We start from the raw sequence: 23,189 nt of genomic DNA on the forward strand, positions 1-23,189 counted from the left end.
TCAGTCAGCCGCTCTCCGTGCCCACTTGATCAGCCGATCACTGAGGTCCATGAACGATTGGTCCACCACCTGCAGTTCGGGGTGGCTGTCATGCCAGTCAACGATCTCTCGGGTCCCGTCCGCGAACGGAATCGTGGCCGTGTAGCCCGGGACCAGGGACTTGATCTTGGTGTTGTCGAAAACCACTGAGTGTGATCGGTCGCCCAGCAGGTTGGGCCCCAGTTCCGCACTGTGCGCGGCGATGGTTTCCGAGGCCACATGGACCAGCTCGGGCTCCGGGACACCGGCTGCCCGGGCGAACGAACGGTAAACCTGGTTCCAGGGCAGGTATTCGTCGGAGGTGATGGTGTAGCTCTCGCCCACAGCCTGCGGCCGGCCTAGAAGCCCCACAAAGGCTTTGGCGAAGTCGCGGCTGTGGGTGAGGGTCCACAGCGAGGTGCCGTCGCCGTGCACCATAACCGGCAGCCCGGCGCGCATCCGGTGCACGTCCGTCCAGCCGCCCACCATCGCGATCTTGGTGCGGTCGTAGGTGTGGGATGGGCGCACCACGGTCAGCGGGAAGTCCTCGGAACGGTACGCCTCAAACAGAATGTCCTCGCAGGCGATCTTGTCCCGCGAATACTGCCAGAAAGGGTTCTTCAGAGGCGTGGATTCCAGGATGGGCAGCCGGGTGGGCGGCTTCTGGTACGCCGAGGCTGAACTGATGAACACGTATTGACCCGTCCTGCCACGGAACAGCTCCAAGCTGGCCCGTGCCTGATCCGGCTTGTAGGCGATAAAGTCCGCGACGGCGTCGAACTCCCGCCCGCCCAGCACCTCCCGCACGGCGGACGCGTCACGCACATCGGCATGCAGCACCTCTGCGCCATTAGGTACCGGCCTGCCTGATTGGCCACGGTTGAGGATAGTCAGCCGGTGCCCCAGCGCGACGGCGCGTTCTGCCGCCGCCGCGCTGATCACCCCGGTGCCGCCCAGGAAGAGGAGGCTCCGTGGTGCCACGGTGTCCGCGGCGGGATCCAACAGGGTCACCATGCGTAGTCCTCCGGTGCCGGGCGGTGGCCCGGGAAGATGCCGTCGAGCCGCTTGAGCGCGTCGGCGTCAAGCGTGACGTCCAACGCCCGGATGCCGGCGTCGAGCTGTTCCTGCGTGCGCGGCCCCACGATCGGTGCAGTGACAGCAGGCTGGTGAAGGAGCCAGGCGAGCGCGATGTCACCGGGTTCATGTCCGAGTCCGTCCGCAAGATCCTCGAACTGCTGGATCTGGTCCCGGTGCTTCTCGAGCGTTTCTGCAGCGCGTCCTTCGATGCGCCGGACACCTCCGCGTTCCTTCTTCAGGACACCGCCCAGCAGCCCGCCCTGCAGAGGGGACCACGGGATCAGGCCCAGGCCGTACTGCTGGGCGGCAGGGATGACCTCCAGCTCCACCTCGCGGCGGAACAGGTTGTAGATCGACTGCTCGCTGACCATCCCGGTATAGTTCCGGCGACGGGCAGCTTCCTGTGCCTGGGCGATGTGCCACCCGGCGAAGTTGCTGCTGCCTGAGTAGAGGATCTTGCCCTGCTGGACGGCCACTTCGATGGCCTGCCAGATCTCGTCCCAGGGAGTGTCCCGGTCAATGTGATGGAACTGGTACACATCGATGTAGTCCGTCTGGAGGCGCTTCAGGCTGGCGTCCAAGGCGCGGCGGATGTTCAGCGCGGACAGCTTGGACTCGTTGGGGCGCTCAGTCATGGTGCCGTACAGCTTGGTGGCCAGGACGGTCCGTTCGCGGCGCTCGCCGCCCTTCGCGAACCAGCGGCCAATGATGTCCTCGGTCCAGCCGCGGTGCCCGCTGCCACCGTAGACGTTGGCCGTGTCGAAGAAATTGATGCCGGCGTCCAGGGCGGAATCCATGATGTTGTGTGCGTCCGCTTCGTCGGTATGCGGGCCGAAGTTCATGGTGCCCAGGCACAGACGGGAAACTTTCAGGCCGGAGCGGCCCAGATGCGTGTACTGCATGGGGAATCCTTCGTTGGTGGAGGGACCTGTCGGAACCCGGTGACCGAGCCTGCCGGCAGGCTCGGTCACCGGTTGCTACAGCTGCGTAAAAGCGGCGACGGCGGGATCGGAACCGATGCGCGCGCCCCGCTCCAGGGCGGTGATGGAGGCAAGTTCGTCGTCGGACAGTGTCAGGGACGAGGCCGCGAAGTTTTCTCGGATACGGGAAGGGTCAACTGACTTGGGGATGACGATGGTGCCGGCGGCCAGATGCCAGGCCAGGACCACCTGCGCCGTGGTGGCGTCGTGAGCCTGCGCGACAGCGGTAACGGCGTTCCCGTTGAGGTCGCCGCCCTGGCCCAGCGGACTGTACGCCTCCACCGCAATCCCGAGGGCGCGGCTCTTGGCGGCAAGTTCGGCCTGCTGGTAGCTGGGGTGCAGCTCGATCTGGTTCACGGCCGGTACCACGTCCGAAGATTCGAGCAGGGTGTCCAGGTGGTCCGAGAGGAAGTTCGAGACGCCGATGGCGCGGATTTCCTTGGCGGCATACAGGGCCTCCAGCTCCTTCCAGGCCTGGACATAGAGGCCCTGCGACGGAACCGGCCAGTGGATGAGGTAGAGGTCCACGAAGTCGAGACCCAGTGCGTCGCGGGTGTCCTGGAATGCGTCCCGGGCCCGGCCCTGGTCGCCGTTGCGGAGCTTGGTGGTCACGAAGATTTCCTCGCGCGGAATGCCTGAGGCTGCGATGGCAGCTCCCACACCTGCTTCGTTGCGGTAGCCGGCGGCGGTGTCGATGTGGCGGTAGCCGGCGGCGAGAGCATCTTCGACGATCCGCTGGGTGTCTTCCGGCGGGACCTGGAATACGCCGAAGCCGAGCTGGGGAATGGCGACGCCGTTGTTCAGCGTGATTTCTGACATGGGGGGACTCCTCGTAGTGCTGAAGGGTGGTTCCTGGCACGGGATGTCCGGCCGGAAACCGCTTTCGGGAATTGCTCCGGTACGAGCCTATGTACTTTCGCGCCGATAGCCAGGCCCTGACCGTGTCCCTGTTTTTCCTAGGACTGGCAGTCCTACCTTCGCGGTAGGAAGTGCCTGCCAGGACGATGCAGAATAGGGGCATGGGTCAGAGCGCCGAGTTCGGAAAATTCCTGAAGGCCATGCGGTCCCGGCTGAGTCCGGAAGACGCAGGGGCGGAAGCCACCTCCGGCGTGCGCCGGGTTCCTGGCCTTCGGCGTGAGGAAGTGGCCAGGCTTGCAGATGTCAGCACGGACTACTACATCCGCCTGGAGCAGGGCAGGAATATCCACCCGTCGCGCTCTGTGCTCGACTCCGTGGCCCGAGCCCTCCGGCTGGACGCGGGCCAACACGCGCACATGCTTGACCTCCTGGAAAACTGTGCGGCCAGCCCACGTTCACCCGGTCCGGAGCAGTCAGTACGGCCGGCACTGCGGCAGCTCCTGGAAGCGGTGGGGGACATTCCGGCTTTGGTGCTGGGCCGCCGGACCGATGTGCTGGTGGGGAACCGGATGGCCTACCTGTTGTTCACGGATTTTCGGGACTTGCCGGCGCACGAACGCAACCTGACCCGGTGGCTGGTTCTCGATCCTGGTGCCCGGGAACTCTTCCGCGACTGGAAAGCAGTGGCCGCGGACGAGGCCGGAGCCCTCCGCGTGGATGTCGGCCGGCACCCCAACGACCCCGAGGCCAACCAGCTGGTCGGCGAACTCGCCGTCCACAGCGAGCAATTCCGGCAATGGTGGGCAGGGCACCGCGTGGCCACGCGGTCCGCCGGCAGCATACGGCTCCATCATCCCGCCGTCGGCGACCTGGAACTGAACTTTGAAAACCTGGTCCTTCCGGACGATCCGGACCAGACCCTGAGGGTGTATTCCGCAAAACCGGGCTCGCCGTCGTCGGACGCCTTGGCGTTACTGAGTCTTGGCCTCAATGCCGGGACCGGCTCCGCAGTCGCCCATCCGGGCACGACGCTGGACTTGGAAGCACTCCCTCCGGCCACCGCCGAAAGCTGACCGGTCTGTACGTCTGCTGGCAACGCTGATTCTAGCCAGGCGCACCGCAGGTGTTGCCTCGTCCAACTGAAGCCAAAGAGTGATGGCCGCGCCCAAAGGACGCGGCCAGCACTCTTTAAAACCCAGGCAGGTCAGCCTTCGTGGCGGAAACCGAGCTTGACCCGCACCTGCCAGTCGGCAACTTTGCCGTCTTCGAGGTGACCTCGGATTTCTTTGACCTCGAACCAGTCAAGGTTGCGCAAGGTCTTGGAGGCCTCGGCGATCCCGTTGCGGACTGCCGCGTCCACGCCTTCTTCGGAGGTACCGACAATTTCAGTAATGCTGTACGTGTGGTTGGACAACTTCGCTCCTCGTGATCGCCTTCGATTCCCGGTTGCGGGCCGTCCTTGAACACTAGTGGCACTTCTCAGGCGTGGCCAGACCCAATACTCCGGAGTGGATGCTGGTCAGGGCGCCTCGAGGACCAGGTTCTTGAGGTCATCCAGGGTCTGTTGCATGTGCAGGTCCATGGCTTCGCGCGACCGGCTCGGATCGCGCGATTCCAGTGCCTCAGCGATGTTCTGGTGGTGCCCGATTGCGTGCTCCTGGATGGTGGGCACGGCCGATGTCTCGGCCCGGCGCTTTTCGAGCACCCGGTGCAGCGGCGCAAAAAGGACCGCAACAAAAACGTTCTCCGAGGCGCTCAGGATCAGGTCATGGAATGCCAGGTCAGCCTCCACGAAGGCGGCCACGTCATTGACCTCATGGGCGGACCGCATCGCCGCTACATGGACGAACAGCATCTGGATGTCGGTGTCGCTGATCCGGGCGGCCGCAAGCTCACACGCCCCGGTTTCCAACATCCGGCGCAGTTCAATCAGCTGCACGGATGCGGCGGCTTCGTTCTGGCCCTCTGACGCGGCACGCAGCACAGCTTCGAGCGAAGCCCAGCGGTTCAGCGGGTTAACGAACGTGCCGCGGCCGCGTTCCACGCTGAGGATCCGCTGCGCCTCGAGGGTTTTCATGGCCTCGCGCACGGTCATCCGGCTCACCTCGTGTTTGGCACTGAGCTCAAGCTCTCCGGGCACGCTGGATCCGGCTGGAAATTCCCCGGCAATGATCCGGTCCAGGAGCTCGTCTGCAACAACGCCCACCAATGATTTCCGTGCCATACGTCCCCTTGCGGCGTCGCCAGATATGTCTGACAAGTCTACTTGCGCGTTTCTATGTCCTGTGCCACACTATTTGAAATGTTAGATGTCAGACATCTTACAGTTACCTCATTATTTTAGATTTCCCACACAACGGAGTGCACTGTGACGCTTGAAGCAGACATCCTGGCCGCCTTCCCGGCAGAAGTCCGGATTCCCGCCCGCCTTGTTGCCGACGCCGTCGCCGCTTCCAGCGCGGAGACCCCCCGAATGCTCGTAGTGCTCGACGACGACCCCACCGGAACGCAGTCCGTTGCGGATCTGCCCGTGCTCACCCGCTGGGAGGTGGAGGACTTCATCTGGGCCTTCGGCCAGGCGAAGCCCGCCGTGTACGTGCTGACCAACACCCGCAGCCTGGACCCCGCTGAAGCTGCGGCCCGCAACGAGGAAGTGGTCCGCAACGCGATGGCCGCCGCGGGGCCCGCAGATGCCAGCGCCGGTTCGGGCCTCCGGCTCGGGTTCGTGAGCCGCAGCGACTCCACTCTCCGCGGACACTACCCGCTGGAGCCCGACGTCATCGCCGCCACCGTTGCTGACGTCAGCGGAGAAGCCACCGACGGCGTTGTGCTGGTGCCGGCGTTCCCCGACGCCGGCCGCGTGACCATCGGCGGCGTGCACTACATGCGTGGCACGGGGGACGACGCCGGCACGCTCACCCCCGTGGCCGAGACCGAATTCGCCAAGGATGCAAGCTTCGGCTTCGCCAACTCGGACATGACCCAGTACGTGGAAGAGAAGTCGCAGGGCCGCTTCGCCGCGGAATCCGTGATCGTCCTTGACCTGAACATCATCCGCGCCTCTGCCCATCCGCAGATCACCGCCAAGGCCATCGCCGACGCGATCCATCCCGCCACCGACTCCACGCCGATCATCGCGGACATCGTCACGGAGAACGACCTCCGCGCCCTGTCGCTGGGCCTGGAAGAAGCCGAACGACGCGGCAAGAAGCTCCTCTACCGCGTGGGACCGCCGTTTGTCCGGGCCCGGATCGGCCAGGAAATCCGCGCCGAGCTCACCGGCGCTGAAGCCTTTGCCGGCAACACCCCGTCCGAGGCAGGCGGCCTGATCGTCGTCGGATCCCACGTGGGCGTGACTACCCGTCAGCTCAAGGCCCTCACCGAACAGCACAGCGCCGCCCGGATTGTGGAGATCGACGTCGAGAAGCTGCTCAGCGACACCGGAGACGCCCACCTGGACCAGACCGTCGGCACCGTCGTGGAGGCTCTCCACGGGCGAGACGTGATCGTCCACACGAGCCGGCTGCTGATCAAGACCGACAACGCCGCCGAAAGCCTGCGGATCGCGCGCACGGTGTCCGCTGCCGTCGTCGCCGTGGTGAACCGGACGCTCAAGACGTTCCCGCCGCGGTTCGTCATCGCCAAGGGCGGGATCACGTCCTCCGACGTCGCCGCCCACGGCCTGGAAATCCGCCACGCCATAGTCCGCGGTCCCATGCTGCCGGGCATCGTCTCGCTCTGGGAGCCGGTGGACGGCCCCGCCAAGGGCATCCCGTACATCGTGTTCGCCGGCAACGTGGGCGATGACCAGTCCCTCGCCGACGTCACCCGCAAGCTCAGCAACACCTTCTGACCGTTGGTTGAGCTTGTCGAAACCCGCAAGAATTCAAAGGAGAACACCATGACCACCAACTACACCATCACCGTCCTGGGCCTCGGCGCCATGGGCCTGCCCATGGCCACCCGCTTGGCCAGCGAACTCACCGTGCACGGCTTCGACATCGCCGAGCCGCGGCTGAAGCTCGCCGAAGAAGCCGGCATCCGCACCTTCGCCTCCGCCCGGGAAGCCTCCAAGGGCGCCGACGCCCTGCTCCTGGCGGTCCGCAACGGCGAGCAGCTCAACGAGGTCCTCTTCGGTGGGAACGGCGTGGCCTCTGTGCTCGAGCCGGGCGCCGTCGTGATCCTGGGCAGCACCGTGGGCACCGAAGCGATCCCCACCACCGTGGCACGCCTCGCCGAATACGGCGTTGAGCTTGTGGACGCGCCGCTGTCCGGCGGCCCCAAGCGCGCCGGCGAAGGCGACCTGCTGATCGTCGTCGGCGCCTCCCCGGAAGCCCAGGAGAAGGCCCGCCCGGCCCTCGAACTGCTGGCTTCCACGCTGACCGTTGTGGGCGACAAACCCGGCGACGGCCAGGCCCTCAAGACCGTCAACCAGCTCCTCTGCGGCGTCCACATCGCGGCAGCCGCGGAGGCCATGGCCCTCGCCGACGCGCTCGGCCTGGACCAGGCCAAAACCCTCGCGGCCCTCGAAGCCGGCGCCGCCGGGTCCTTTATGCTCTCCAACCGCGGGCCCCGCATCCTTGAGGCCTACACCGAGGACGGCGCCGAAGTCCTGAGCCGGCTGGACATTTTCGTCAAGGACATGGGCATTGTCGGCAAGGCCACCCGCGCCGCGGGCCTCGCGGCTCCGGTCGCCGCCGCCGCCGAGCAGCTCTATCTTCTGGGCCAGGCCCAGGGCCTCGCCGCCGCCGATGACTCCGCCGTCATCAAGGTCGTCGCCCCGGTCAAACGCACCGCCTAACCACCACCCCTCTAACCCGACGACGGCGGATCCCCCTTTCCGCCGTCGTCGATCCACCCAGCTCGCTAGGCTTAACTAGCATCGTCGAAGGAGACACACACCATGAGCGCTCTAGCTCTCCTGGCCATAGCAGTAGCAGGCGTCGCCCTGCTGCTCGTGGCAGTCATCAAGTTCAAGATCCCCGCCTTCCTGGCCCTGCTGGTCGTCAGCGTGGGCGTGGCCCTCACCGCCGGAATCCCGCTGGCCGACGTCGTCAAAACCGTCACGGAAGGCATGGGCGGCACACTGGGCAACGTGGCCATCCTCGTCGGCCTCGGCGCCATGCTCGGCAAGATGATCGAAATCTCGGGCGGGGCCCAGGCCCTGGCCGGTAAGTTCACCCAGCTGCTGGGCCCGCGCCGCGTCATCGCCGCGCTCACCTCGGCCGCCTTCCTGCTGGCCATCCCCGTATTCTTCGACGTCGGATTCATCATCCTGATCCCGATCATCTACGGCTTCGCCAAGGCCGCCGGCGTCAACCCGGTCAAGATCGGCCTGCCGGTCGGCGCGATCATGCTGGCCATCCACGTTGTTGTCCCGCCGCACCCGGGAGTTGTGGGCGGCGCCGGCATCCTGGGCGCGGACATCGGATGGACCACCATCATCGGCTTGACCCTCTGCATCCCCGTCGGCGTCCTCGGATACTTCGTTGCCCGGCGGCTGAACCGCCGCGACTTCACCATGCTCCCGTCCACTGCGGAGCAGTTCCGGCTCTTCGGCACCGGAAAATCCGAGGTCGAACAGGATGCAAACGAAGGCGGATCCGGCGTTGCCGTCAAGACCCGCGTCTCGCCGGTCAAGACCGCTCCAAGCCCGGCCATGATCATCTCCCTTATCGTCCTGCCGATCCTGATGATCATGGTGGGAACCCTCGGTGCCGTCATCCTGCCTAAGGGCACCCCTGCGGCAGACGTTGCCACCTTCGTCGGTGCGCCGCTCATCGCCCTGCTGACCACCCTGGGACTCGCCTACTACTTCCTGGGCATCCGCCGCGGCTGGACCTCACAGCAGACCGGTGAAGTCATGGACTCCGCCCTGGCCCCCACGGCCATCGTGATCCTCGTAACCGGCGCCGGCGGTGTCTTCGGTAAGGTACTGACCGTCTCCGGAATCGGCAAGGCGCTCGCCGAGGGCCTGCACACAGTCGGCCTCCCGGTCATCCTGATGGCCTTCGTCCTGGCCGCGATCCTCCGGGCCTCACAGGGCTCCGCCACGGTTGCCATCATCACGACCGCAGGCCTGCTGAGCGCTTCGGTTGCCGACGGCGGCTACTCACCGGTGCAGACCGCACTCATCCTGGTAGCGATCGGCTTCGGCGCCTTCGGCCTCAGCCACGTCAACGATTCAGGCTTCTGGATCGTCACGCGTTTCCTGGGCCTGTCCGTCGCGGACGGACTGCGGACCTGGACCGTGCTCACCACCATCCTTGGACTGGCAGGCTTCGCCCTGACGTTCCTGGTATGGATCCTGGCCGGCGGCCTGAGCGTCTGATGCGCACCCGACTCGACCAGCTGGTCACGCAAGCCCTCCAGCAGGGCTCGGCCGTTCCCGCCTTCACCTGCTACGACTTCACCACGGCGCTTGCCGTAGTGGGCGCGGCCGAGGACGCTGGCCACGGGATCATCCTGCTGGTGGCCCCCAAGACGGCTGCCACGGCGAACGGACTGCGGCTGATCGCCGCGCTCCGTGGCCTGGCAGACGCCGCGTTCGTTCCGGTGGCTGTCCAGCTTGATCACGCGACGGACCTCAAGGTGATGGCCGACGCCGTCGCCGCGGGGGCGGATTCGGTCCTCGCGGACGGTTCCTCCTTGCCGTATGAGGAGAACATTGCGCTGGTCCGTCAGGCACGCGCTGTGCTGGGCGCCGACGTCGTGCTTGAAGCCGAACTCGGCGGCCTGGCCGGCGACGAGGACCGGGCCTTCGGCGCGGATGAAGCCGGTGTGGCCGTTGCAGGGCTGACGGATTCCGCCCAGGTGGAGGATTTTGTGGCCCGGACCGGCGCTGAACTGCTGGCTGTAGCGGTGGGCAACGTCCACGGCAAGTACAAGGGCGAGCCCCAGCTTCGCTGGGACGTCCTGCAGGACATTGCCGTGCGGACGCACATTCCCCTGGTGCTCCACGGCGCGTCCGGCATCCCTGCGGGGGAGCTGGTCAAGGCAGCCGCGATGAACGTGGGCAAGGTGAACTTCAACACCGAGCTCCGCACCGGGTTGCTGGCCACACTCCAGGAACAGCTGCCCGCGCACCGTGCCGACGGCGAGAACCTCCAGGGCCTGCTGGGCCACTGGAACACCACGGCCAGGGAGTTCGCCACATCGGCGCTGGGCATGCTCACCCGGTGACGCCCTCTTGAGTTTTGGGGAGGCTAGGATCAGCACATGATCCTGGCCTCCCTTCTTTTTGCGTTCATCGCCGCCGCGCTGCACGTGTACATCTTCACCATGGAGTCCCTCACGTGGACCACCCCGGCCACCTGGAAACGTTTCGGCCTCGCCTCCCAGGCCGACGCCGAGACCACCAAGCCACTCGCCTACAACCAGGGCTTTTACAACCTGTTCCTGGCCATCGGCGCGTTCATCGGAGTGGGCTGCGTGGCGCTTGGCCCCGGCGCCTCGGCGCAGCAGGTGGCCGGCTGGACCCTCATTTTCAGCTGCTGCGGCTCCATGCTGCTCGCCGCCGCGGTGCTGGCACTGAGTGGGAAAAAGTACCTCCGCGCGGCGGCGCTTCAAGGCACGACGCCGCTGCTCGCCGTCGTGCTTGGGTTGCTGGCCGTTGCGGGCTGACTGGCCCTGCTGGCGTTGCGGCTGGTCCTTTGCTGGCCGGGAGCGCATCGCGGGCGGACAATTGAGTCAACAACAGCATCGGCGCATGTAGGGACTGCACGTGAGTGGTGTGAAGGAGCCGGGGCCGGCCCCGCAGGGTGATCTGGCGGTCCAGCGCGACCTGGTGATCGACCTTGTCCGGTTCTTCTGCCTGGCCCTGGTGGTGGTGGGCCACTGCATGATGGTCAGCCCCGTCCTGCAAAGGGACGGCACCGTGACCTCCGAAAACACCCTCGGCGATCAGCCGTGGTTCGTGCCCGTCATCTGGATCTTTATGGTCATGCCGCTGTTCTTCGTGACCGGCGGCACCACCGGGCTGCAGTCCTGGCAGCGGCTGCAGGCCCTTGGCGGCACCGGCTTGGAGTTTGCCCAGGCCCGGCTCCTGCGGCTGGTCCGTCCGGCGGCGGCCCTCCTGGCGGTGATGTTCCTGGGCCTTTCGGCGGCGCTTCTGTTCGGTGTGGACGCCCAGGTGGTCCAGCTGATGGCCACCGGAGCCGGTATGCCCCTGTGGTTCCTTGCCGCCTACCTTGCAGCCCAGCTCAACATTCCGCTCCTGGCCCGGTTCCACAGCCGCGCGCCCTGGCTGACTGTTGCCGTCCTGGCCGCCCTGGTAGTGGCCGTCGACTGCTTCCGCGGGGCCCTTCCCGTGCTCGCCTACGCGAATCTTGTCTTCCTGTGGTGCGCGGTGCAGCAGCTCGGCTTCCTGATGGCAGACGGACATCTCGCCAGGCTCACCCGCTCCGGCCTGGTGGGGCTCATCCTGGCAGCCAACCTGCTGCTCGGGCTGGTCACCGGCCTGGGCCTCTACTCCGGAAACATGCTGGTTAACCTCAACCCGCCCAACCTTTGCCTGCTGCTCCTGGGCGTGTCCCAGGCCGCAGCGCTCCAGCTTTTCCGGCCGGGGCTCGGCTGGGTTTCCGGCGTGCGCTGGGTCCGCGCCGTGGTTATGATCGCCGGCCGCCGCTCCATGACCGTTTACCTCTGGCACCTGCCGCTGCTCGTGGCCATGTCCGGGCTCCTGCTCCTCACAGACTTCCCCAAGCCCGCGGCAGGCACAGCTGAATGGTGGTGGGCCCGTCCGCTCGTCCTCCTGGGCATTGTGGCCCTTCTGCTCCCGGTGCTGGCCGCGTTCGGTGGCCTTGAGGAACGTCCGACGGCGTCTGTCCACACCCGCGGCAGGCCCGCCGCAGCGGTGCTGACGGCCGCCGTCGTCGTCTTCATTCCGGTGGCGAACGCTGCCCTCAACGGTCTGACGCTCGGCCTGCTCGGAGGTGGCGCCGCATGCTTTGTGTTGGCCGTGCTGCTGCTGGGCAGGATGCCGGAACGCGTCCCCGGCGATGTCCGTGCCGAACGGGCCGCCCACAACGGACGGCAGCCTGATGGGCCATTGCCAGCCGGGCCAAGTAGTGCCAATGTCGAACCATGACTGAGAACATGATTTCCACAGAGGACAAGTTCAGCCCGGACGTCTCGCTGTCCAGGGATGACGAGCATCACCGCTACGAGCTGCGGGTGGGCGGGAAGGTCGCCGTCCAGTCCTTCTTCCGGGACCTGCCCGGACACGTGGATTTCCTCCACACCGACACCGCCGAGGACTTCAAGGGGCAGGGACTGGGAAAGGTGTTGGCTCACTTCGCGCTGGACGACGTGGTGGCTTCGGGTAAGCGGATCATTCCGCATTGCCCGTTCATTGCCGGCTACCTCCGTGCACACGAGGGGTACGAACAGCACATCGACTGGCCGGACAACTAGCGCGGAGTATCTTGCCCCCCGATTCGCGACCGGGGCCAGTCAATGACGCGCCCCCGCCGACGAACGCCCGTATTCACGCAGCTTCAGATAAATAAGTCACTAAAGTTTGACGAAAAGGTGTACCTAAGTAAGGCTTACCTTGCTAAAGACAATCCGCAACGTCGAACTAAGGATGACCACTGTGCCGCTGCTGCCCCGTGTTGATGAGATGGACGTGGATGAAAATCGGGTGAGCGAAACCCTGCCCGGGCAGGATTTCGGTTCCCGGGTGGAGCTGGCCCTCGTTGCCACCAACCATCTGTTCAACACCAGGAACTCCAGCCGGTACGTGGCGCAGGTGCTGCAGGGCGTCAACGCCGTGGCCACCAAGCTGGACCGCACCACCCGGCCGTTCTCCGGCGTCGGGCCTGCCGAAATGAAGGCGCGCATCGGCGCCGTGGACCTGGACCAGCCGCTCCCGGACACAGCCGCGGCGCTGGAAGAGCTGGAGGCCGTGTACCTCCGGGACGCCAACTACTTCCACGACGCGAAGTACGCAGCCCACCTGAACTGCCCGGTGGTGATCCCGGCACTGGTGGGGGAGGCCATCCTGTCCGCGGTGAACTCCTCGATGGACACCTGGGACCAGAGCGCCGGGGCCACCATGATCGAGCGCCGGCTCATCGACTGGACCGCCGAAAGGCTGCAGCTGGGGGCTGCAGCCGATGGCGTATTCACCTCCGGCGGCAGCCAGTCCAACCTGCAGGCACTTCTGATTGCGCGCAACCACGCCGTTGCGGGGCTGCGGCAGGAGCCGGCCAACGCCGGACTCCGGCTGCCCGCCATGCTGGAAAAGCTGCGCATTTTCACGTCCGCGGACAGCCACTTCAGCATCCAGAAGTCCGCGTCCATGCTGGGCATGGGCTTCGACGCCGTCATCTCCGTCCCGTGCGCCGCTGACCACAAGATGGACCCGGCCGCGCTCGCCGAGTCCATGGCGGAAACGCACGACGCCGGGCTGATTCCGATGGCGGTTGTGGCCACCGCCGGGACCACCGACTTCGGTGCGGTGGACCCGCTGGCGGACCTCGCCGCCCTGGCCCGCGCCTACGGTGCCTGGTTCCACATTGACGCAGCTTACGGCGGCGGGCTGATGGTTTCCGGCCGTTACTGCCACCTGCTGGACGGGACCCGGCTGGCCGATTCCGTCACCGTTGACTTCCACAAAACGTTCTTCCAGCCCGTCAGCTCCAGCGCCCTGCTGGTCCGCGACCGAGCGATGCTCCAGCACGTCACCTACTACGCGGACTACCTGAACCCTGAAAGCGCCGCGCAGGCCGAGATCCCCAACCAGGTGGACAAGAGTATCCAGACCACCCGGCGCTTTGACGCGCTCAAGCTGTGGCTGACCCTGCGCATCATGGGCGCTGATGCCATTGGCGCCCTGTTTGATGAAGCGATCGATCTCGCCGCCCGGGTGGGATCCGTGCTGGCGGCCGACGGCGACTTTGAGCTCGCCGCCGACCCGCAGCTCAGCACGCTGGTGTTCCGGTACCGGCCCCGGGTGGCCGGAACTGTGTCCGGTGCTGCTGCCCTTGCCGGCGCCGGTTTTGCCGATGTCGGCCTCACCGACGCTCACGGGCGGCTTTCCGAGGACGCGGCCGACACCCTCAGCCTGGCCATCCGCGCAGCGGTCTTCGCGTCCGGGCAGGCCGTGGTGGCTGGCACCAAGGTGGCCGGCAGGCACTACCTGAAGTTCACCCTCCTCAACGCCGAAGCAACCCTCGAGGACATCAGCGAGATCATCGAACTGCTGCGCCGCACCGGTGCGCAACTGCTGGACGGCGACGGTGTTAGCCCCAGCACCAGCGTGGTGTCCGCATGAGCACCCCGGACTTTAGCGCTTCTGCAGAAACGCGCATTTTCGACTTCGCCGGGATCGGCGTCGGGCCCTTCAACCTGGGCCTTGCCGCCCTCAGTGAGCCGGTGGACGGGCTGGACGGCGTCTTCCTGGAGCAGCGGGAATCCTTCGACTGGCACCCCGGCATGATGCTGGAGCCGGCGCATCTCCAGGTGCCGTTTATGGCGGACCTGGTGACGCTGGCCGACCCCACCTCGCCGTATTCGTTCCTGAATTTCCTCAAGCAGACCGGCCGGCTCTACCGGTTCTATATCCGAGAAAACGTCTATCCGCTGCGCGCGGAGTACAACCAGTACTGCCAGTGGGTGGCCGGCCAGCTGCGGTCCGTCCGTTTTAGCACAGCCGTGCTGGATATAACGTACGACGCCGCCGTGTACCGCCTTTCGGTGGAAGGCCCGGAGGGGCCCGAGGTGCTGCTGGCCCGGCGGCTGGTGCTGGGCACAGGCACGTCGCCGTACGTGCCGGCGTCCTGTGACGGAATAGTCGGGTCTGCTGTTGGTGGCGGCGGGGGGCTTGTCCTCCACAACGCCGACTACCTGTCGAGGAAGAGTGAACTGCAGGCCAAACGCAGCATCACCCTCGTGGGCAGCGGCCAGAGTGCCGCGGAAATCTACTACGAGCTCCTGCAGGACATGGACACCTACGGCTACCAGCTGAACTGGGTCACCCGGTCCGGGCGTTTCTTCCCGCTGGAATACACCAAGCTCACCCTGGAGATGACCTCGCCGGAGTACGTGGATTACTTCCATGGGCTGCCTCAGGACCAGCGTGACGGCCTGATCAAGAGCCAGAAAAACCTGTACAAGGGCATCAACTCCGAGCTGATCGATGCCATCTACGACCTCCTGTACACCAAGAGCCTCTCCGGCATGGTGGACACCCAGCTGCTGACGCACTCATCGCTCACCGACGCCGCGTGGGATCCCGCGGCAGGCGCCCACACGCTGCAGCTCCGGCACGAGGAGCAGGGTTCGGATTATGTTCTGGACAGCGAAGCAGTGGTCCTGGCCACCGGCTACACCTACCGGGAGCCGGACTTCCTGGCGGGCATCCAGAATCGGATCGCCAGGGACACCGCCGGCCGGTTCGCCGTGGCACGCAACTACGGCACCGGCGTGGAACCCGGCGAAATATTCGTCCAGAACGCCGAACTGCACACGCACGGCTTTGTCACCCCGGACCTCGGCATGGCCGCCTATCGCAACTCGTGCATCCTGCGTGAGATCACCGGCCGCGAGGTCTATCCCGTGGAACGCAGCATCGCGTTCCAGCAGTTCGGACCGCCCCGGCCCGGCCCAATCGCTGTGCCGGCTCCGTTCCAGGCTGCGGAGGTGCCCGCGTGAGCTTCACGTTCCGCTGTGCTGACGCCGTTGCAGACGCACCCCTCCTCCACAGCTGGGTGACCCAGCCGTACGCGTCGTTCTGGGGGATGCTGTCCTCCACAGTTGACGGCGTTGTGGAGGAATACTCGAGAATCCAGGCAACGGGGCATCACCATGCCTTGCTGGGGATCAACGACGACGGCGTCCCCGCCTTCCTGATGGAGGAATACCTTCCGGCCGCCTCGCCTCTGGCCGCGGTCTATGCCGTGCAGGAGGGCGACATCGGCATGCACCTGCTGGTGGCACCGCCGTCGGGAGACCCCAAGCCGGGGTACACGGCCGCGGTGATGGACGCCGTGCTGGAGCGGCTGTTCGAAAAGCCAGGCGTGGAACGCGTGGTGGTGGAACCGGACGCTAGGAACTCCAAGATCCATGTGCTCAACGAGCGGCTCGGCTTCCAGCCGTCGGGGGTAGTCAACCTGCCGGACAAGGAAGCGCTGCTCAGCTTCTGCACGCGCCAGGACTACCTCGCCGCCCGCGCAGCCCTGCGCCACACCCAAGACCCTTCCCATGAACTTTCCGCCCCGATCCACCAGGGAGCACCACTGTGACTACTATCGAGCTGAACCCAACCATCGCCGCAATGGCGGGAACCACCGCCAACACCGTTCCCCACCTCGCGCCCGAGCGCTGGGCTACGGCCAACCGCCATCTGGTCCGCAAGGCGCTCGCCGAATTCCTGCACGAACGCATCCTGGAGCCGCAGCGCCTGAGCTCCAGCGGGGGCGCCACAGGTGCGGAAGAGCCCGCGGTATACGCGGTGCGCAGCGACGACGGCTCAACCGCGTACTCGTTCACCGCCCGCGTGCTGGAACTGGAGCATTGGTCGGTGGACGCAGCATCCATCCGCTGCACGCGCGGCGGCGAGGATGCCGCCCCGGACGCGCTGCGCTTCATCACCGAGTTCAGGGACACCCTGGGCATCCGCGAGGAGATGCTCCCGGTCTACCTGGAAGAGATCAGCAGCACGCTGGCCGGACACTCCTACAAGCAGTGGCTGGGACAGCCATCCGCTGAAGAGCTCGTGGCAGGAGTCACCGGCGGCACCGACCCCGCAGCCGACTTCCAGGCCATCGAACGCAGCATGACGGAGGGCCACCCGTGTTTTGTGGCCAACAACGGCCGGCTGGGCTTCGGTGTCAGCGACTACCGGGCGTTCGCGCCGGAGACCGGAGCCTCCGTCAGCCTGGAGTGGATCGGGGTCCACCGCAGCAAGGCTGTCTTCACGTCCAGCGCTGGGCTGGACTACCGCGCCCACCTGGAGGCCGAGCTCGGCGCCGCCGCGCTGCAGTCGTTTGACGCCGAATTCGCAGCACAGGGTGTGGACCCCGCGCAGTACTTCCTGATGCCGGTGCATCCCTGGCAGTGGGAGAACAAGCTCACCGTCACGTTCGCTGCCGAGATCGCCCAGCAGCACATCATCCACCTGAGGACGGGGACTGACAGCTACCAGGCCCAGCAGTCCATCCGCACGTTCTTCAATACAGCCGCGCCCGCCAAGAGCTACGTCAAGACAGCGATGTCCGTCCTGAACATGGGCTTTATGCGCGGACTTTCGCCCCAGTACATGAAGGCCACCCCGGCCATCAATGACTGGCTGCAGGACCTGATCCGGTCAGACGCAGCCCTGCAGAAGCGCGGCCTGGCCATGATCAGCGAGATCGCGGCGATCGGCTACCACAACAGCTACTACGAGGCCGCGTCCGCCAACGGCTCGCCCTACGGGAAGATGCTGTCTGCGCTGTGGAGGGAAAGTCCGCTCCCTCTGCTGGAGGACGGCCAGCAGCTGGCCACCATGGCGTCCCTGTTGCACGTCGATTCGGCCGGCAAGCCGATGGTGTCTGCCCTGATCGAGCGCTCCGGACTGGAACCGGTCGAATGGCTGCGCCGCTACTTCGAGGCTTACCTCGTCCCGCTGGTCCACTGCCTCTACCGGTACGAACTCGCCTTTATGCCGCACGGCGAGAACGTGATCCTGGTGCTGAAGGACGGCGTCCCAGTGCGGGCGGTTATGAAGGACATCGCCGAGGAAATCGTGGTGATGGGGCGCCGGCTGGACCTGCCCGAGGAGGTGTCACGGATCCAGGTGGACATTCCCGACACCGAAAAGGTCCTGGCGATCTTCACGGATGTGTTCGACTGCATCTTCCGTTTCCTCGGTGCCCTCCTGGTGGAGGACGGCAAACTCAGTGAGGAGGAGTTCTGGGGCACTGCCGCCCGGCTTATCCAGGACTACCAGGCGGAGAACCCGGAGCTCGCGGACCAGTTCGCCCGCCACGACCTGTTCGCCGCGGACTTCGAACTGTCGTGCCTGAACCGGCTGCAGCTGCGGAACAACCAGCAGATGCTTGACCTCACCGACCCGTCCGGCGGGCTGCAGATGGCGGGCCGGCTCGCCAACCCGCTCGCCAGGTTCGCTTAGACCAGGGCCCAGCCCGGGGTCAGCCGAGCTCGTCCACCTTGCGCTCCGGACCGCGGGGAGCAGGTGCCAACCCGCCAGGTCGCCGCGCGCGGCGATCGCCTCCACCAGCTCCAGTCCGTTTCGGCAACCGACGGAGCCACGGCATGGCACTCGGCGATGGACGCCTGGAGACCGTAAGCACCCAGCCCGCGTCCGGAACCCGCTCCCCGCACCTGCGCTGCACGTCCGCGCTGGATCGCGGACAGATCCCACCGCCGTCGGTCCTGGTCCTCCAGAAGTACCGGGCGGCCGGACGCGTCGAGCCGGGCCAGGAGGAAAACGCTACGGACTACGGAATAACACGGTTAGTCTGGGCGCATGGAGACACCAACCACAGCGCTCGTAACAGGTGCAACGGCAGGGCTGGGTGCGGAGTTCGCCCGCCAGCTTGCGCAGGAAGGCCACCACATGGTGCTGGTGGCCCGCGACGCCGCCCGCCTCCAGCAGATCGCTGATGAACTCGAGCGTGATTACAGCGTCTCGGCTGAGGTGCTGCCCGCTGACCTGACGGACGACGCCGGAGTGGCCGCCGTCGTCGGGCGGCTCACGGACGCTGCGCGGCCGGTTGAAGTCCTGGTGAACAACGCGGGGATCGGGCTGCTGCATTCCTTCGAAAACAATTCCTTGGACGACGAGAAACGGCACCTGCGCCTGCACGTTGAGACCCCCATGGTGCTTTGCCATGCCGCCCTGCAGGGGATGCTGGAGCGGCATTCCGGCCGAATCATCAACGTGGCCAGCGTGGCGGCTTTTGCCAACCGCGGCAGCTACTCGGCTGCGAAAGCCTGGCAGGTCAGCTTCAGCCGCTGGGCCAACATTGCCTATGGACCAAGAGGCGTGCATGTCACGGCACTTTGCCCCGGATTTACGCACACCGAATTCCATGACCGCATGGGCATGGACAAATCGGTCGCGCCGCACTGGATGTGGCTGCGGGCGGACTGGGTGGTCCGGGACGGGCTGGCGGACAACGTTAGCGGGAAGGGCGTTTCGATCCCCACCAAACGCTACAAACTGGTGGCGGCCATCTCGCGATTGCTGCCGGCGCGGCTTACGTCCGGGCCGCCGCGACGCCCGAAACAGTAGTCTTCCGCGGTGCGCGGACCGCAACCACCACCGCGATACCGATCACCGCGCCCACAAAAGTCTCCACCGCGCGTTCGGTTACCAGCAGGCCCGGGTCCGCGGGCGCGGCAAGCTGCGTCATGAGCAGGATCACCGGCGTGAAGAAGGCCATGGCCCAGCCGTAGTGCCGCGCCATGAACAGCTCGGTGGGGAACTGGAATGCGATCACCAGCAGCGCCAGCACGGCGGCGGTGTGGCCGGGGAAATATTGCAGCGGCGACAGCGGACCAGGGAAAAGTACGACGGCGACCAGCGCCAAACCGACGAACGTCCCCACGATGCGGTGGATCCCGCGGTGGACGCGGCTGGGCAGGTCGGCTCCGGCAAGCGGGACGGCGGCCGCGGCCATGGCCCAGTGCGGGTGGCCGCTGCCGCTCAGCACTCCGCAGGCGCCGGCGGCACCGACGGCCAGGACATAGCGGGCTGCGTGCACCAGCGCGGCCTGACGGAGTTCGCCGCTGAGACGCGGAACGTCCCGCATGGCGCCCGCTTGCCAGGTCCGAACCCGCAGCCAGCCAGCGAAGCCCACAAGGATTGAGAATGCAGCCGAGGCTGCACCGATCAGCACGGCCGTCAGGAACGGCACGTTCGTCGGAACCGAGGCGCAGGCGCCTAGTGCCAGGATGCCGAAGAACGGTCCGTTCGGCTTGAGCTGCACCCTGTCGGAGAACAGGGACCCGACTCCGGCCAGCACAGCCTCTACCAGCACCAGCCACCAGGAGTGGATGTGGTTGAGGGAAAGGAATACGCCCACCGTGATGCCGCTGATCAGGACCACTGCCGCCTGGGCCTGGTGCTTGAGGCGCAGTTGATGGGATTCCGAGCGTCCGTACATGCCGGTCAGGGCGCCGAACACTGCGTACATAGTCAGCTCTGGGCGGCCGATGGCCAGGAGTACCAAGGAGGGAAGTGCCACGCTGAGGGCAACCCGTACGGCCGAGAGCCGGTCGTTGTTGGCCGGGCCCAGCGCATGCAGCGAGCGGGCATGGGCCATGACTCTGCGCACAGCCAACACCACCTATCAATCAGACCCGTGTTTGAAAATTAGCAGAAGGCCGGAATGGGGACCATTAGCCCGGTCACAGGGCGTCGCTTGGGGCTAGCCGGGCTGGCCCGGCTAAAGGCCCGTCCTGCGTGCTTCCACCCAGGGAAAACGTGCGGGGACGGGCCTTCAGGCGCGGGCTGCAGGACGGCCCGGGTAGGCCGGTTTGGTGTTTTGCTGTGTCTCTTAGGCTCCGGCCGGAACCTTGGAAGTTGAGGCGTCCTTGATGTCCTGGGTTTCGAACGGCATCTCGTCCAGGTCGATCAGCAGGTTCTCGTCCTGGGTTGCAACCAGTTCCCTGGCCTCTGCCTGCGTATCCACGCTGGGCATGGAGCCGGGCAGCGGCCTGTTAGCGGATTCTTTTAGGAAGTAGATCGCCACTGCCCCGATCGCAGACGTTCCCATCAGGTAGTACGCCGGCATCATGTCATCGCCGGTTGCCTTGATGAGCGCTGCAACAATGAAGGGCGTGGTTCCGCCGAAGATGGCCACGGAGAAGTTGTAGGAGATGCCCATCGCGCCGTAGCGGCTCGAGGTGGGGAATTGGGCCGGCAGGGCCGACGCGAGGTTTGCCACGTAGAACGTCACGGGGAACGCGATCAGGGACAACCCTGCCAGCGTGGACCAGACTTCGCCGATTCCGATGAGCGTAAAGGCCGGGACCGAGAAGGCCACCGTGCTCAGGGCGCCGATCCAGAGCACTGGTCGGCGGCCGATGCGGTCGGACAGCTTGCCGGTCAGTGGGATGCACAAGGCCATGATCACCAGGACGGGGATTGTCAGCAGCGTTCCGTGAACTTCGTCGTAGCCCATGGACTGGGTGAGGTAAGTCGGCATATAGGAGGTCAACGCGTAACCGGCAGTGTTGGCTGCGGCCACCAGCACCATGGCAACGATGATGGGCCGCCAGTACGCCTTGACGATCCCCACCGGACCCTTAACCGCAGCGGCGTCGCCGTTTGTTGCGTTCTTAGCCAGCTCTTCCTGGGCGTCCAGGGTTGCCTGGAACTGAGGCGATTCCTCGATCTTGCTGCGGAAGTAGATGGCGATAAGGCCCAGCGGGCCGGCGATGAGGAATGGAATCCGCCAGCCCCATTCCTCCATGGCTGACTGGCCAAGGGTCAGCTGGAGGACAGAAACCAGCGCCGCGCCGAGGGCAAAGCCCATGTAGCTGCCCAGGTCCAGGAAGCTTGCGAAGAATCCGCGGCGCTTATCCGGGGCGTATTCGCTCACAAAGGTGGTGGCACCGGCGTACTCACCGCCGGTGGAGAAGCCTTGCACCAGCTTCAGGATTACCAGCAGCGCAGCGGCCCAGAGACCGATTTGCGCGAAGCCCGGCAGCAGGCCGATGCCGAAAGTGCTGGCGGCCATGATCATCAGGGTGGTTGCCAGAATCTTCTGGCGGCCCACCTTGTCGCCCAGCCACCCGAAGATGACGCCGCCCAGCGGGCGGGCAATGAAGGTGGCAGCGAAGGTGCCAAGCAGGAACAGCGTCTGGGTTGATGGATCTGACTCCGGCAGGAACACAGGTCCCATGGTGGTGATCAGGTAGCCGAATACACCGACGTCGTACCACTCCATGGTGTTTCCAACGATGGTTCCGCCGAGCGCTTTTTTCAGCATGGGCCGGTTTACAACATTCACGTCGGACTCTTTGAGTCGGCGACGCGCAAGGATGTTCGGTTTAGGCACGCTTGGTAGTGCGCCCTTGGCTGGTTCATTGTTGGTTCTGCTGGCGTTGTTCATGCCTGCTGAAGAGTCGGTCGTGCTTCGGTCTGTGGGCATTTGGGCGGCTCCTGTGGAGGTCATTTGCTTGCGACTGGTAGCTGCCCCGCTCCGGGCAGGCCTTCAATTTTACGCGAATTCCATGGCAAATGAGAGTTTTGTACCGTAAAGTGCCCTCCTTAGAGAGCGTTTCCACCGGTTTCCAGGGATTTTTTTGGCGGGTCTCGCCCCGTCATCATTGGGATTCGGGCGGTTCGGGGCCACCGTTATGGAATCTTTTTGTTCACGACGCATTTTTTAGGCCATTTTTCCCCTGATTCGCGCCGGAAAGTGACAGCCGCCACGGCCATCCGGACCGCTGCCCCGGCTGCCCTGCGGACCACCATCCCGCCCCATGTACGGGCCGGAAACCGGGGGTTCACAACCGAGCCTGAAACTGCCTATTGTTGAGCCATGGGAACACTGATTTTTGAGTAGGCGGACGCCTGCGGCCTGGTACCACAGGCCCCGTCCAGCTGATCTCGTCAGACACACTGATTCTCCTCAGAAAGGGTCCACCAAATGACTGAAAACAACACTCCCAGCCAGCCCGACTCCGCACTGGACGACGCCGACGCCAAGGGCATCCGGGCCGGGCTCACCGAAGCGCAGCGGGCCATGCTCGCCAGCAAATCCCGGGGCGGCGACGCCGGACTGCAGAGCGTCGGCAAGAGCCACAAGCCCACCCACGCCAGCGGCAAGCAGGGCCCGGCGGAAAAGAAGGTCCGCTGGTAATTCCAGCGCCGGGACAGCACGCCAGACCTACTATTGGTAACCACTTCATTTCATTGCGAAGGGAAGAAAAATGGCTGAAAATCATGCTGGATCAAAGATCGAACCGGAGGTCGCGGGTCATCTCGCGGCAGCCATGGACACCCCGTCCACGCCGGACCCGGCCACCATTGCGGTGACTACCGCGATGGCCGGCGAACGCCAGTGGCCGGACGGCAACGGCAAGCGGCGGCACCCCAAAGAGCGGGGTACAGGCCACGGCCGCATGGGCCAGGAAGCTGCAGTCACGGCCGTGCACCGCACTGGCCGCCCGCAGATGCCGCACTCGTCCTAGGAACACCTGCGGAGCCGACGCGCATCTGACCTGACGACACACAAAAGGTCTGGCGACACCCGAATTCGGGCGTCGCCAGACCTTTTGTGTGTCCCGGGCGAT

22 protein-coding genes and 1 pseudogene are annotated in these 23,189 nt (G+C 65.6%); 15 read left to right on the forward strand and 8 right to left on the reverse strand.

Annotated features, from left to right (window positions below):
- From FYJ92_RS01580 to FYJ92_RS01590, 3 genes are all read right to left on the reverse strand, one after another.
- Nucleotides 1-1,032, reverse strand: coding sequence for an NAD-dependent epimerase/dehydratase family protein (locus tag FYJ92_RS01580; RefSeq protein WP_185262311.1), 1,032 nt, complete (start codon nt 1,030-1,032; stop codon nt 1-3).
- The gene (locus FYJ92_RS01585; RefSeq protein ID WP_185262312.1) at nt 1,026-1,997 is read right to left on the reverse strand and encodes an aldo/keto reductase; all 972 of its coding nucleotides are present in this window, start codon (nt 1,995-1,997) and stop codon (nt 1,026-1,028) included. The genes FYJ92_RS01580 and FYJ92_RS01585 overlap by 7 nt, the downstream gene beginning before the upstream one ends.
- Nucleotides 1,998-2,072: 75 nt before the next feature.
- Complete coding sequence (locus FYJ92_RS01590; protein ID WP_185262313.1) at nt 2,073-2,894, reverse strand: aldo/keto reductase; 822 nt, start codon at nt 2,892-2,894, stop codon at nt 2,073-2,075.
- A gap of 200 nt (nt 2,895-3,094) precedes the next feature.
- Between FYJ92_RS01590 and FYJ92_RS01595 the strand changes: the two genes are divergently transcribed.
- Entirely contained in the window at nt 3,095-4,006 is a 912-nt protein-coding gene (locus tag FYJ92_RS01595) for a helix-turn-helix transcriptional regulator (RefSeq protein ID WP_185262314.1), read from the forward strand.
- 131 nt (nt 4,007-4,137) lie between these two features.
- Here the strand turns inward: FYJ92_RS01595 and FYJ92_RS01600 are convergent, their stop codons facing one another.
- Together FYJ92_RS01600 and FYJ92_RS01605 are read right to left on the reverse strand one after the other, a co-directional pair.
- A complete protein-coding gene (locus FYJ92_RS01600; RefSeq protein WP_185262315.1) occupies nt 4,138-4,347 on the reverse strand; it encodes a dodecin in 210 nt (69 codons plus the stop codon).
- A gap of 105 nt (nt 4,348-4,452) precedes the next feature.
- Nucleotides 4,453-5,157, reverse strand: coding sequence for a FadR/GntR family transcriptional regulator (locus tag FYJ92_RS01605; protein ID WP_185262316.1), 705 nt, complete (start codon nt 5,155-5,157; stop codon nt 4,453-4,455).
- Between the two features lie 144 nt (nt 5,158-5,301).
- Between FYJ92_RS01605 and FYJ92_RS01610 the strand changes: the two genes are divergently transcribed.
- From FYJ92_RS01610 to FYJ92_RS01660, 11 genes are all read left to right on the forward strand, one after another.
- Complete coding sequence (locus FYJ92_RS01610; protein ID WP_185262317.1) at nt 5,302-6,786, forward strand: four-carbon acid sugar kinase family protein; 1,485 nt, start codon at nt 5,302-5,304, stop codon at nt 6,784-6,786.
- Between the two features lie 48 nt (nt 6,787-6,834).
- Nucleotides 6,835-7,734, forward strand: coding sequence for an NAD(P)-dependent oxidoreductase (locus FYJ92_RS01615; protein WP_185262318.1), 900 nt, complete (start codon nt 6,835-6,837; stop codon nt 7,732-7,734).
- A 102-nt stretch (nt 7,735-7,836) separates the two neighbouring features.
- Complete coding sequence (locus FYJ92_RS01620; protein ID WP_185262319.1) at nt 7,837-9,264, forward strand: GntP family transporter; 1,428 nt, start codon at nt 7,837-7,839, stop codon at nt 9,262-9,264.
- Nucleotides 9,264-10,115 (forward strand): class II fructose-bisphosphate aldolase, encoded by an 852-nt coding sequence (locus FYJ92_RS01625; RefSeq protein ID WP_185262320.1) that lies wholly within the window; start codon nt 9,264-9,266, stop codon nt 10,113-10,115. Before FYJ92_RS01620 ends, FYJ92_RS01625 begins: the two co-directional genes overlap by 1 nt.
- A gap of 36 nt (nt 10,116-10,151) precedes the next feature.
- Nucleotides 10,152-10,556, forward strand: a complete 405-nt coding sequence (locus FYJ92_RS01630; protein ID WP_185262321.1) for a DUF1304 domain-containing protein — start codon at nt 10,152-10,154, stop codon at nt 10,554-10,556.
- Nucleotides 10,557-10,656: 100 nt separating this feature from the next.
- Entirely contained in the window at nt 10,657-12,021 is a 1,365-nt protein-coding gene (locus tag FYJ92_RS01635; RefSeq protein ID WP_370526098.1) for an acyltransferase, read from the forward strand.
- Complete coding sequence (locus FYJ92_RS01640; RefSeq protein ID WP_185262322.1) at nt 12,018-12,347, forward strand: GNAT family N-acetyltransferase; 330 nt, start codon at nt 12,018-12,020, stop codon at nt 12,345-12,347. The genes FYJ92_RS01635 and FYJ92_RS01640 overlap by 4 nt, the downstream gene beginning before the upstream one ends.
- Before the next feature lie 208 nt (nt 12,348-12,555).
- A complete protein-coding gene (locus tag FYJ92_RS01645) occupies nt 12,556-14,211 on the forward strand; it encodes a pyridoxal-dependent decarboxylase (RefSeq protein ID WP_185263615.1) in 1,656 nt (551 codons plus the stop codon).
- The gene (locus FYJ92_RS01650; protein WP_185262323.1) at nt 14,208-15,590 is read left to right on the forward strand and encodes a lysine N(6)-hydroxylase/L-ornithine N(5)-oxygenase family protein; all 1,383 of its coding nucleotides are present in this window, start codon (nt 14,208-14,210) and stop codon (nt 15,588-15,590) included. Before FYJ92_RS01645 ends, FYJ92_RS01650 begins: the two co-directional genes overlap by 4 nt.
- The gene (locus tag FYJ92_RS01655; RefSeq protein WP_185262324.1) at nt 15,587-16,180 is read left to right on the forward strand and encodes a GNAT family N-acetyltransferase; all 594 of its coding nucleotides are present in this window, start codon (nt 15,587-15,589) and stop codon (nt 16,178-16,180) included. The genes FYJ92_RS01650 and FYJ92_RS01655 overlap by 4 nt, the downstream gene beginning before the upstream one ends.
- A 32-nt stretch (nt 16,181-16,212) precedes the next feature.
- Entirely contained in the window at nt 16,213-18,051 is a 1,839-nt protein-coding gene (locus tag FYJ92_RS01660) for an IucA/IucC family siderophore biosynthesis protein (RefSeq protein ID WP_185263616.1), read from the forward strand.
- A gap of 110 nt (nt 18,052-18,161) precedes the next feature.
- Here FYJ92_RS01660 and FYJ92_RS18880 read toward each other — a convergent pair.
- Nucleotides 18,162-18,359 (reverse strand): annotated as a pseudogene (locus FYJ92_RS18880) (DUF6596 domain-containing protein); the annotation flags it as partial.
- A gap of 49 nt (nt 18,360-18,408) precedes the next feature.
- On the opposite strand from FYJ92_RS18880, the gene FYJ92_RS01665 reads away from it, so the two are divergent.
- The gene (locus FYJ92_RS01665) at nt 18,409-19,176 is read left to right on the forward strand and encodes an SDR family oxidoreductase (protein WP_185262325.1); all 768 of its coding nucleotides are present in this window, start codon (nt 18,409-18,411) and stop codon (nt 19,174-19,176) included.
- On the opposite strand, the gene FYJ92_RS01670 is transcribed toward FYJ92_RS01665, so the two are convergent.
- Together FYJ92_RS01670 and FYJ92_RS01675 are read right to left on the reverse strand one after the other, a co-directional pair.
- Complete coding sequence (locus tag FYJ92_RS01670; RefSeq protein ID WP_185263617.1) at nt 19,142-20,209, reverse strand: FUSC family protein; 1,068 nt, start codon at nt 20,207-20,209, stop codon at nt 19,142-19,144. The two genes, FYJ92_RS01665 and FYJ92_RS01670, sit on opposite strands and share 35 nt — an antisense overlap.
- Nucleotides 20,210-20,443: 234 nt before the next feature.
- On the reverse strand, nt 20,444-22,042 hold the full coding sequence (locus tag FYJ92_RS01675) for an MFS transporter (RefSeq protein ID WP_185262326.1): 1,599 nt from the start codon (nt 22,040-22,042) through the stop codon (nt 20,444-20,446).
- Between the two features lie 501 nt (nt 22,043-22,543).
- Here FYJ92_RS01675 and FYJ92_RS01680 point away from each other — a divergent pair.
- Entirely contained in the window at nt 22,544-22,756 is a 213-nt protein-coding gene (locus tag FYJ92_RS01680) for a hypothetical protein (RefSeq protein WP_185262327.1), read from the forward strand.
- Nucleotides 22,757-22,826: 70 nt separating this feature from the next.
- Entirely contained in the window at nt 22,827-23,087 is a 261-nt protein-coding gene (locus FYJ92_RS01685) for a hypothetical protein (RefSeq protein ID WP_185262328.1), read from the forward strand.
- Nucleotides 23,088-23,189 lie beyond the last annotated feature (102 nt).

The sequence above is a fragment of the Pseudarthrobacter sp. NBSH8 genome (assembly GCF_014217545.1).
GTDB lineage: Bacteria > Actinomycetota > Actinomycetes > Actinomycetales > Micrococcaceae > Arthrobacter.

What these genes read in the sequence shown, in the direction of transcription:
- FYJ92_RS01580 (WP_185262311.1), bottom strand. Translation starts at nt 1,032, where the DNA reads ATGGTGACCCTGTTGGATCCCGCCGCGGACACCGTGGCACCACGGAGC.
- FYJ92_RS01585 (WP_185262312.1), bottom strand. Translation starts at nt 1,997, where the DNA reads ATGCAGTACACGCATCTGGGCCGCTCCGGCCTGAAAGTTTCCCGTCTG.
- FYJ92_RS01590 (WP_185262313.1), bottom strand. Translation starts at nt 2,894, where the DNA reads ATGTCAGAAATCACGCTGAACAACGGCGTCGCCATTCCCCAGCTCGGC.
- FYJ92_RS01595 (WP_185262314.1), top strand. Translation starts at nt 3,095, where the DNA reads ATGGGTCAGAGCGCCGAGTTCGGAAAATTCCTGAAGGCCATGCGGTCC.
- FYJ92_RS01605 (WP_185262316.1), bottom strand. Translation starts at nt 5,157, where the DNA reads ATGGCACGGAAATCATTGGTGGGCGTTGTTGCAGACGAGCTCCTGGAC.
- FYJ92_RS01615 (WP_185262318.1), top strand. Translation starts at nt 6,835, where the DNA reads ATGACCACCAACTACACCATCACCGTCCTGGGCCTCGGCGCCATGGGC.
- FYJ92_RS01620 (WP_185262319.1), top strand. Translation starts at nt 7,837, where the DNA reads ATGAGCGCTCTAGCTCTCCTGGCCATAGCAGTAGCAGGCGTCGCCCTG.
- FYJ92_RS01625 (WP_185262320.1), top strand. Translation starts at nt 9,264, where the DNA reads ATGCGCACCCGACTCGACCAGCTGGTCACGCAAGCCCTCCAGCAGGGC.
- FYJ92_RS01630 (WP_185262321.1), top strand. Translation starts at nt 10,152, where the DNA reads ATGATCCTGGCCTCCCTTCTTTTTGCGTTCATCGCCGCCGCGCTGCAC.
- FYJ92_RS01640 (WP_185262322.1), top strand. Translation starts at nt 12,018, where the DNA reads ATGACTGAGAACATGATTTCCACAGAGGACAAGTTCAGCCCGGACGTC.
- FYJ92_RS01645 (WP_185263615.1), top strand. Translation starts at nt 12,556, where the DNA reads ATGGACGTGGATGAAAATCGGGTGAGCGAAACCCTGCCCGGGCAGGAT.
- FYJ92_RS01650 (WP_185262323.1), top strand. Translation starts at nt 14,208, where the DNA reads ATGAGCACCCCGGACTTTAGCGCTTCTGCAGAAACGCGCATTTTCGAC.
- FYJ92_RS01660 (WP_185263616.1), top strand. Translation starts at nt 16,213, where the DNA reads ATGGCGGGAACCACCGCCAACACCGTTCCCCACCTCGCGCCCGAGCGC.
- FYJ92_RS01665 (WP_185262325.1), top strand. Translation starts at nt 18,409, where the DNA reads ATGGAGACACCAACCACAGCGCTCGTAACAGGTGCAACGGCAGGGCTG.
- FYJ92_RS01670 (WP_185263617.1), bottom strand. Translation starts at nt 20,209, where the DNA reads ATGGCCCATGCCCGCTCGCTGCATGCGCTGGGCCCGGCCAACAACGAC.
- FYJ92_RS01675 (WP_185262326.1), bottom strand. Translation starts at nt 22,042, where the DNA reads ATGCCCACAGACCGAAGCACGACCGACTCTTCAGCAGGCATGAACAAC.
- FYJ92_RS01680 (WP_185262327.1), top strand. Translation starts at nt 22,544, where the DNA reads ATGACTGAAAACAACACTCCCAGCCAGCCCGACTCCGCACTGGACGAC.
- FYJ92_RS01685 (WP_185262328.1), top strand. Translation starts at nt 22,827, where the DNA reads ATGGCTGAAAATCATGCTGGATCAAAGATCGAACCGGAGGTCGCGGGT.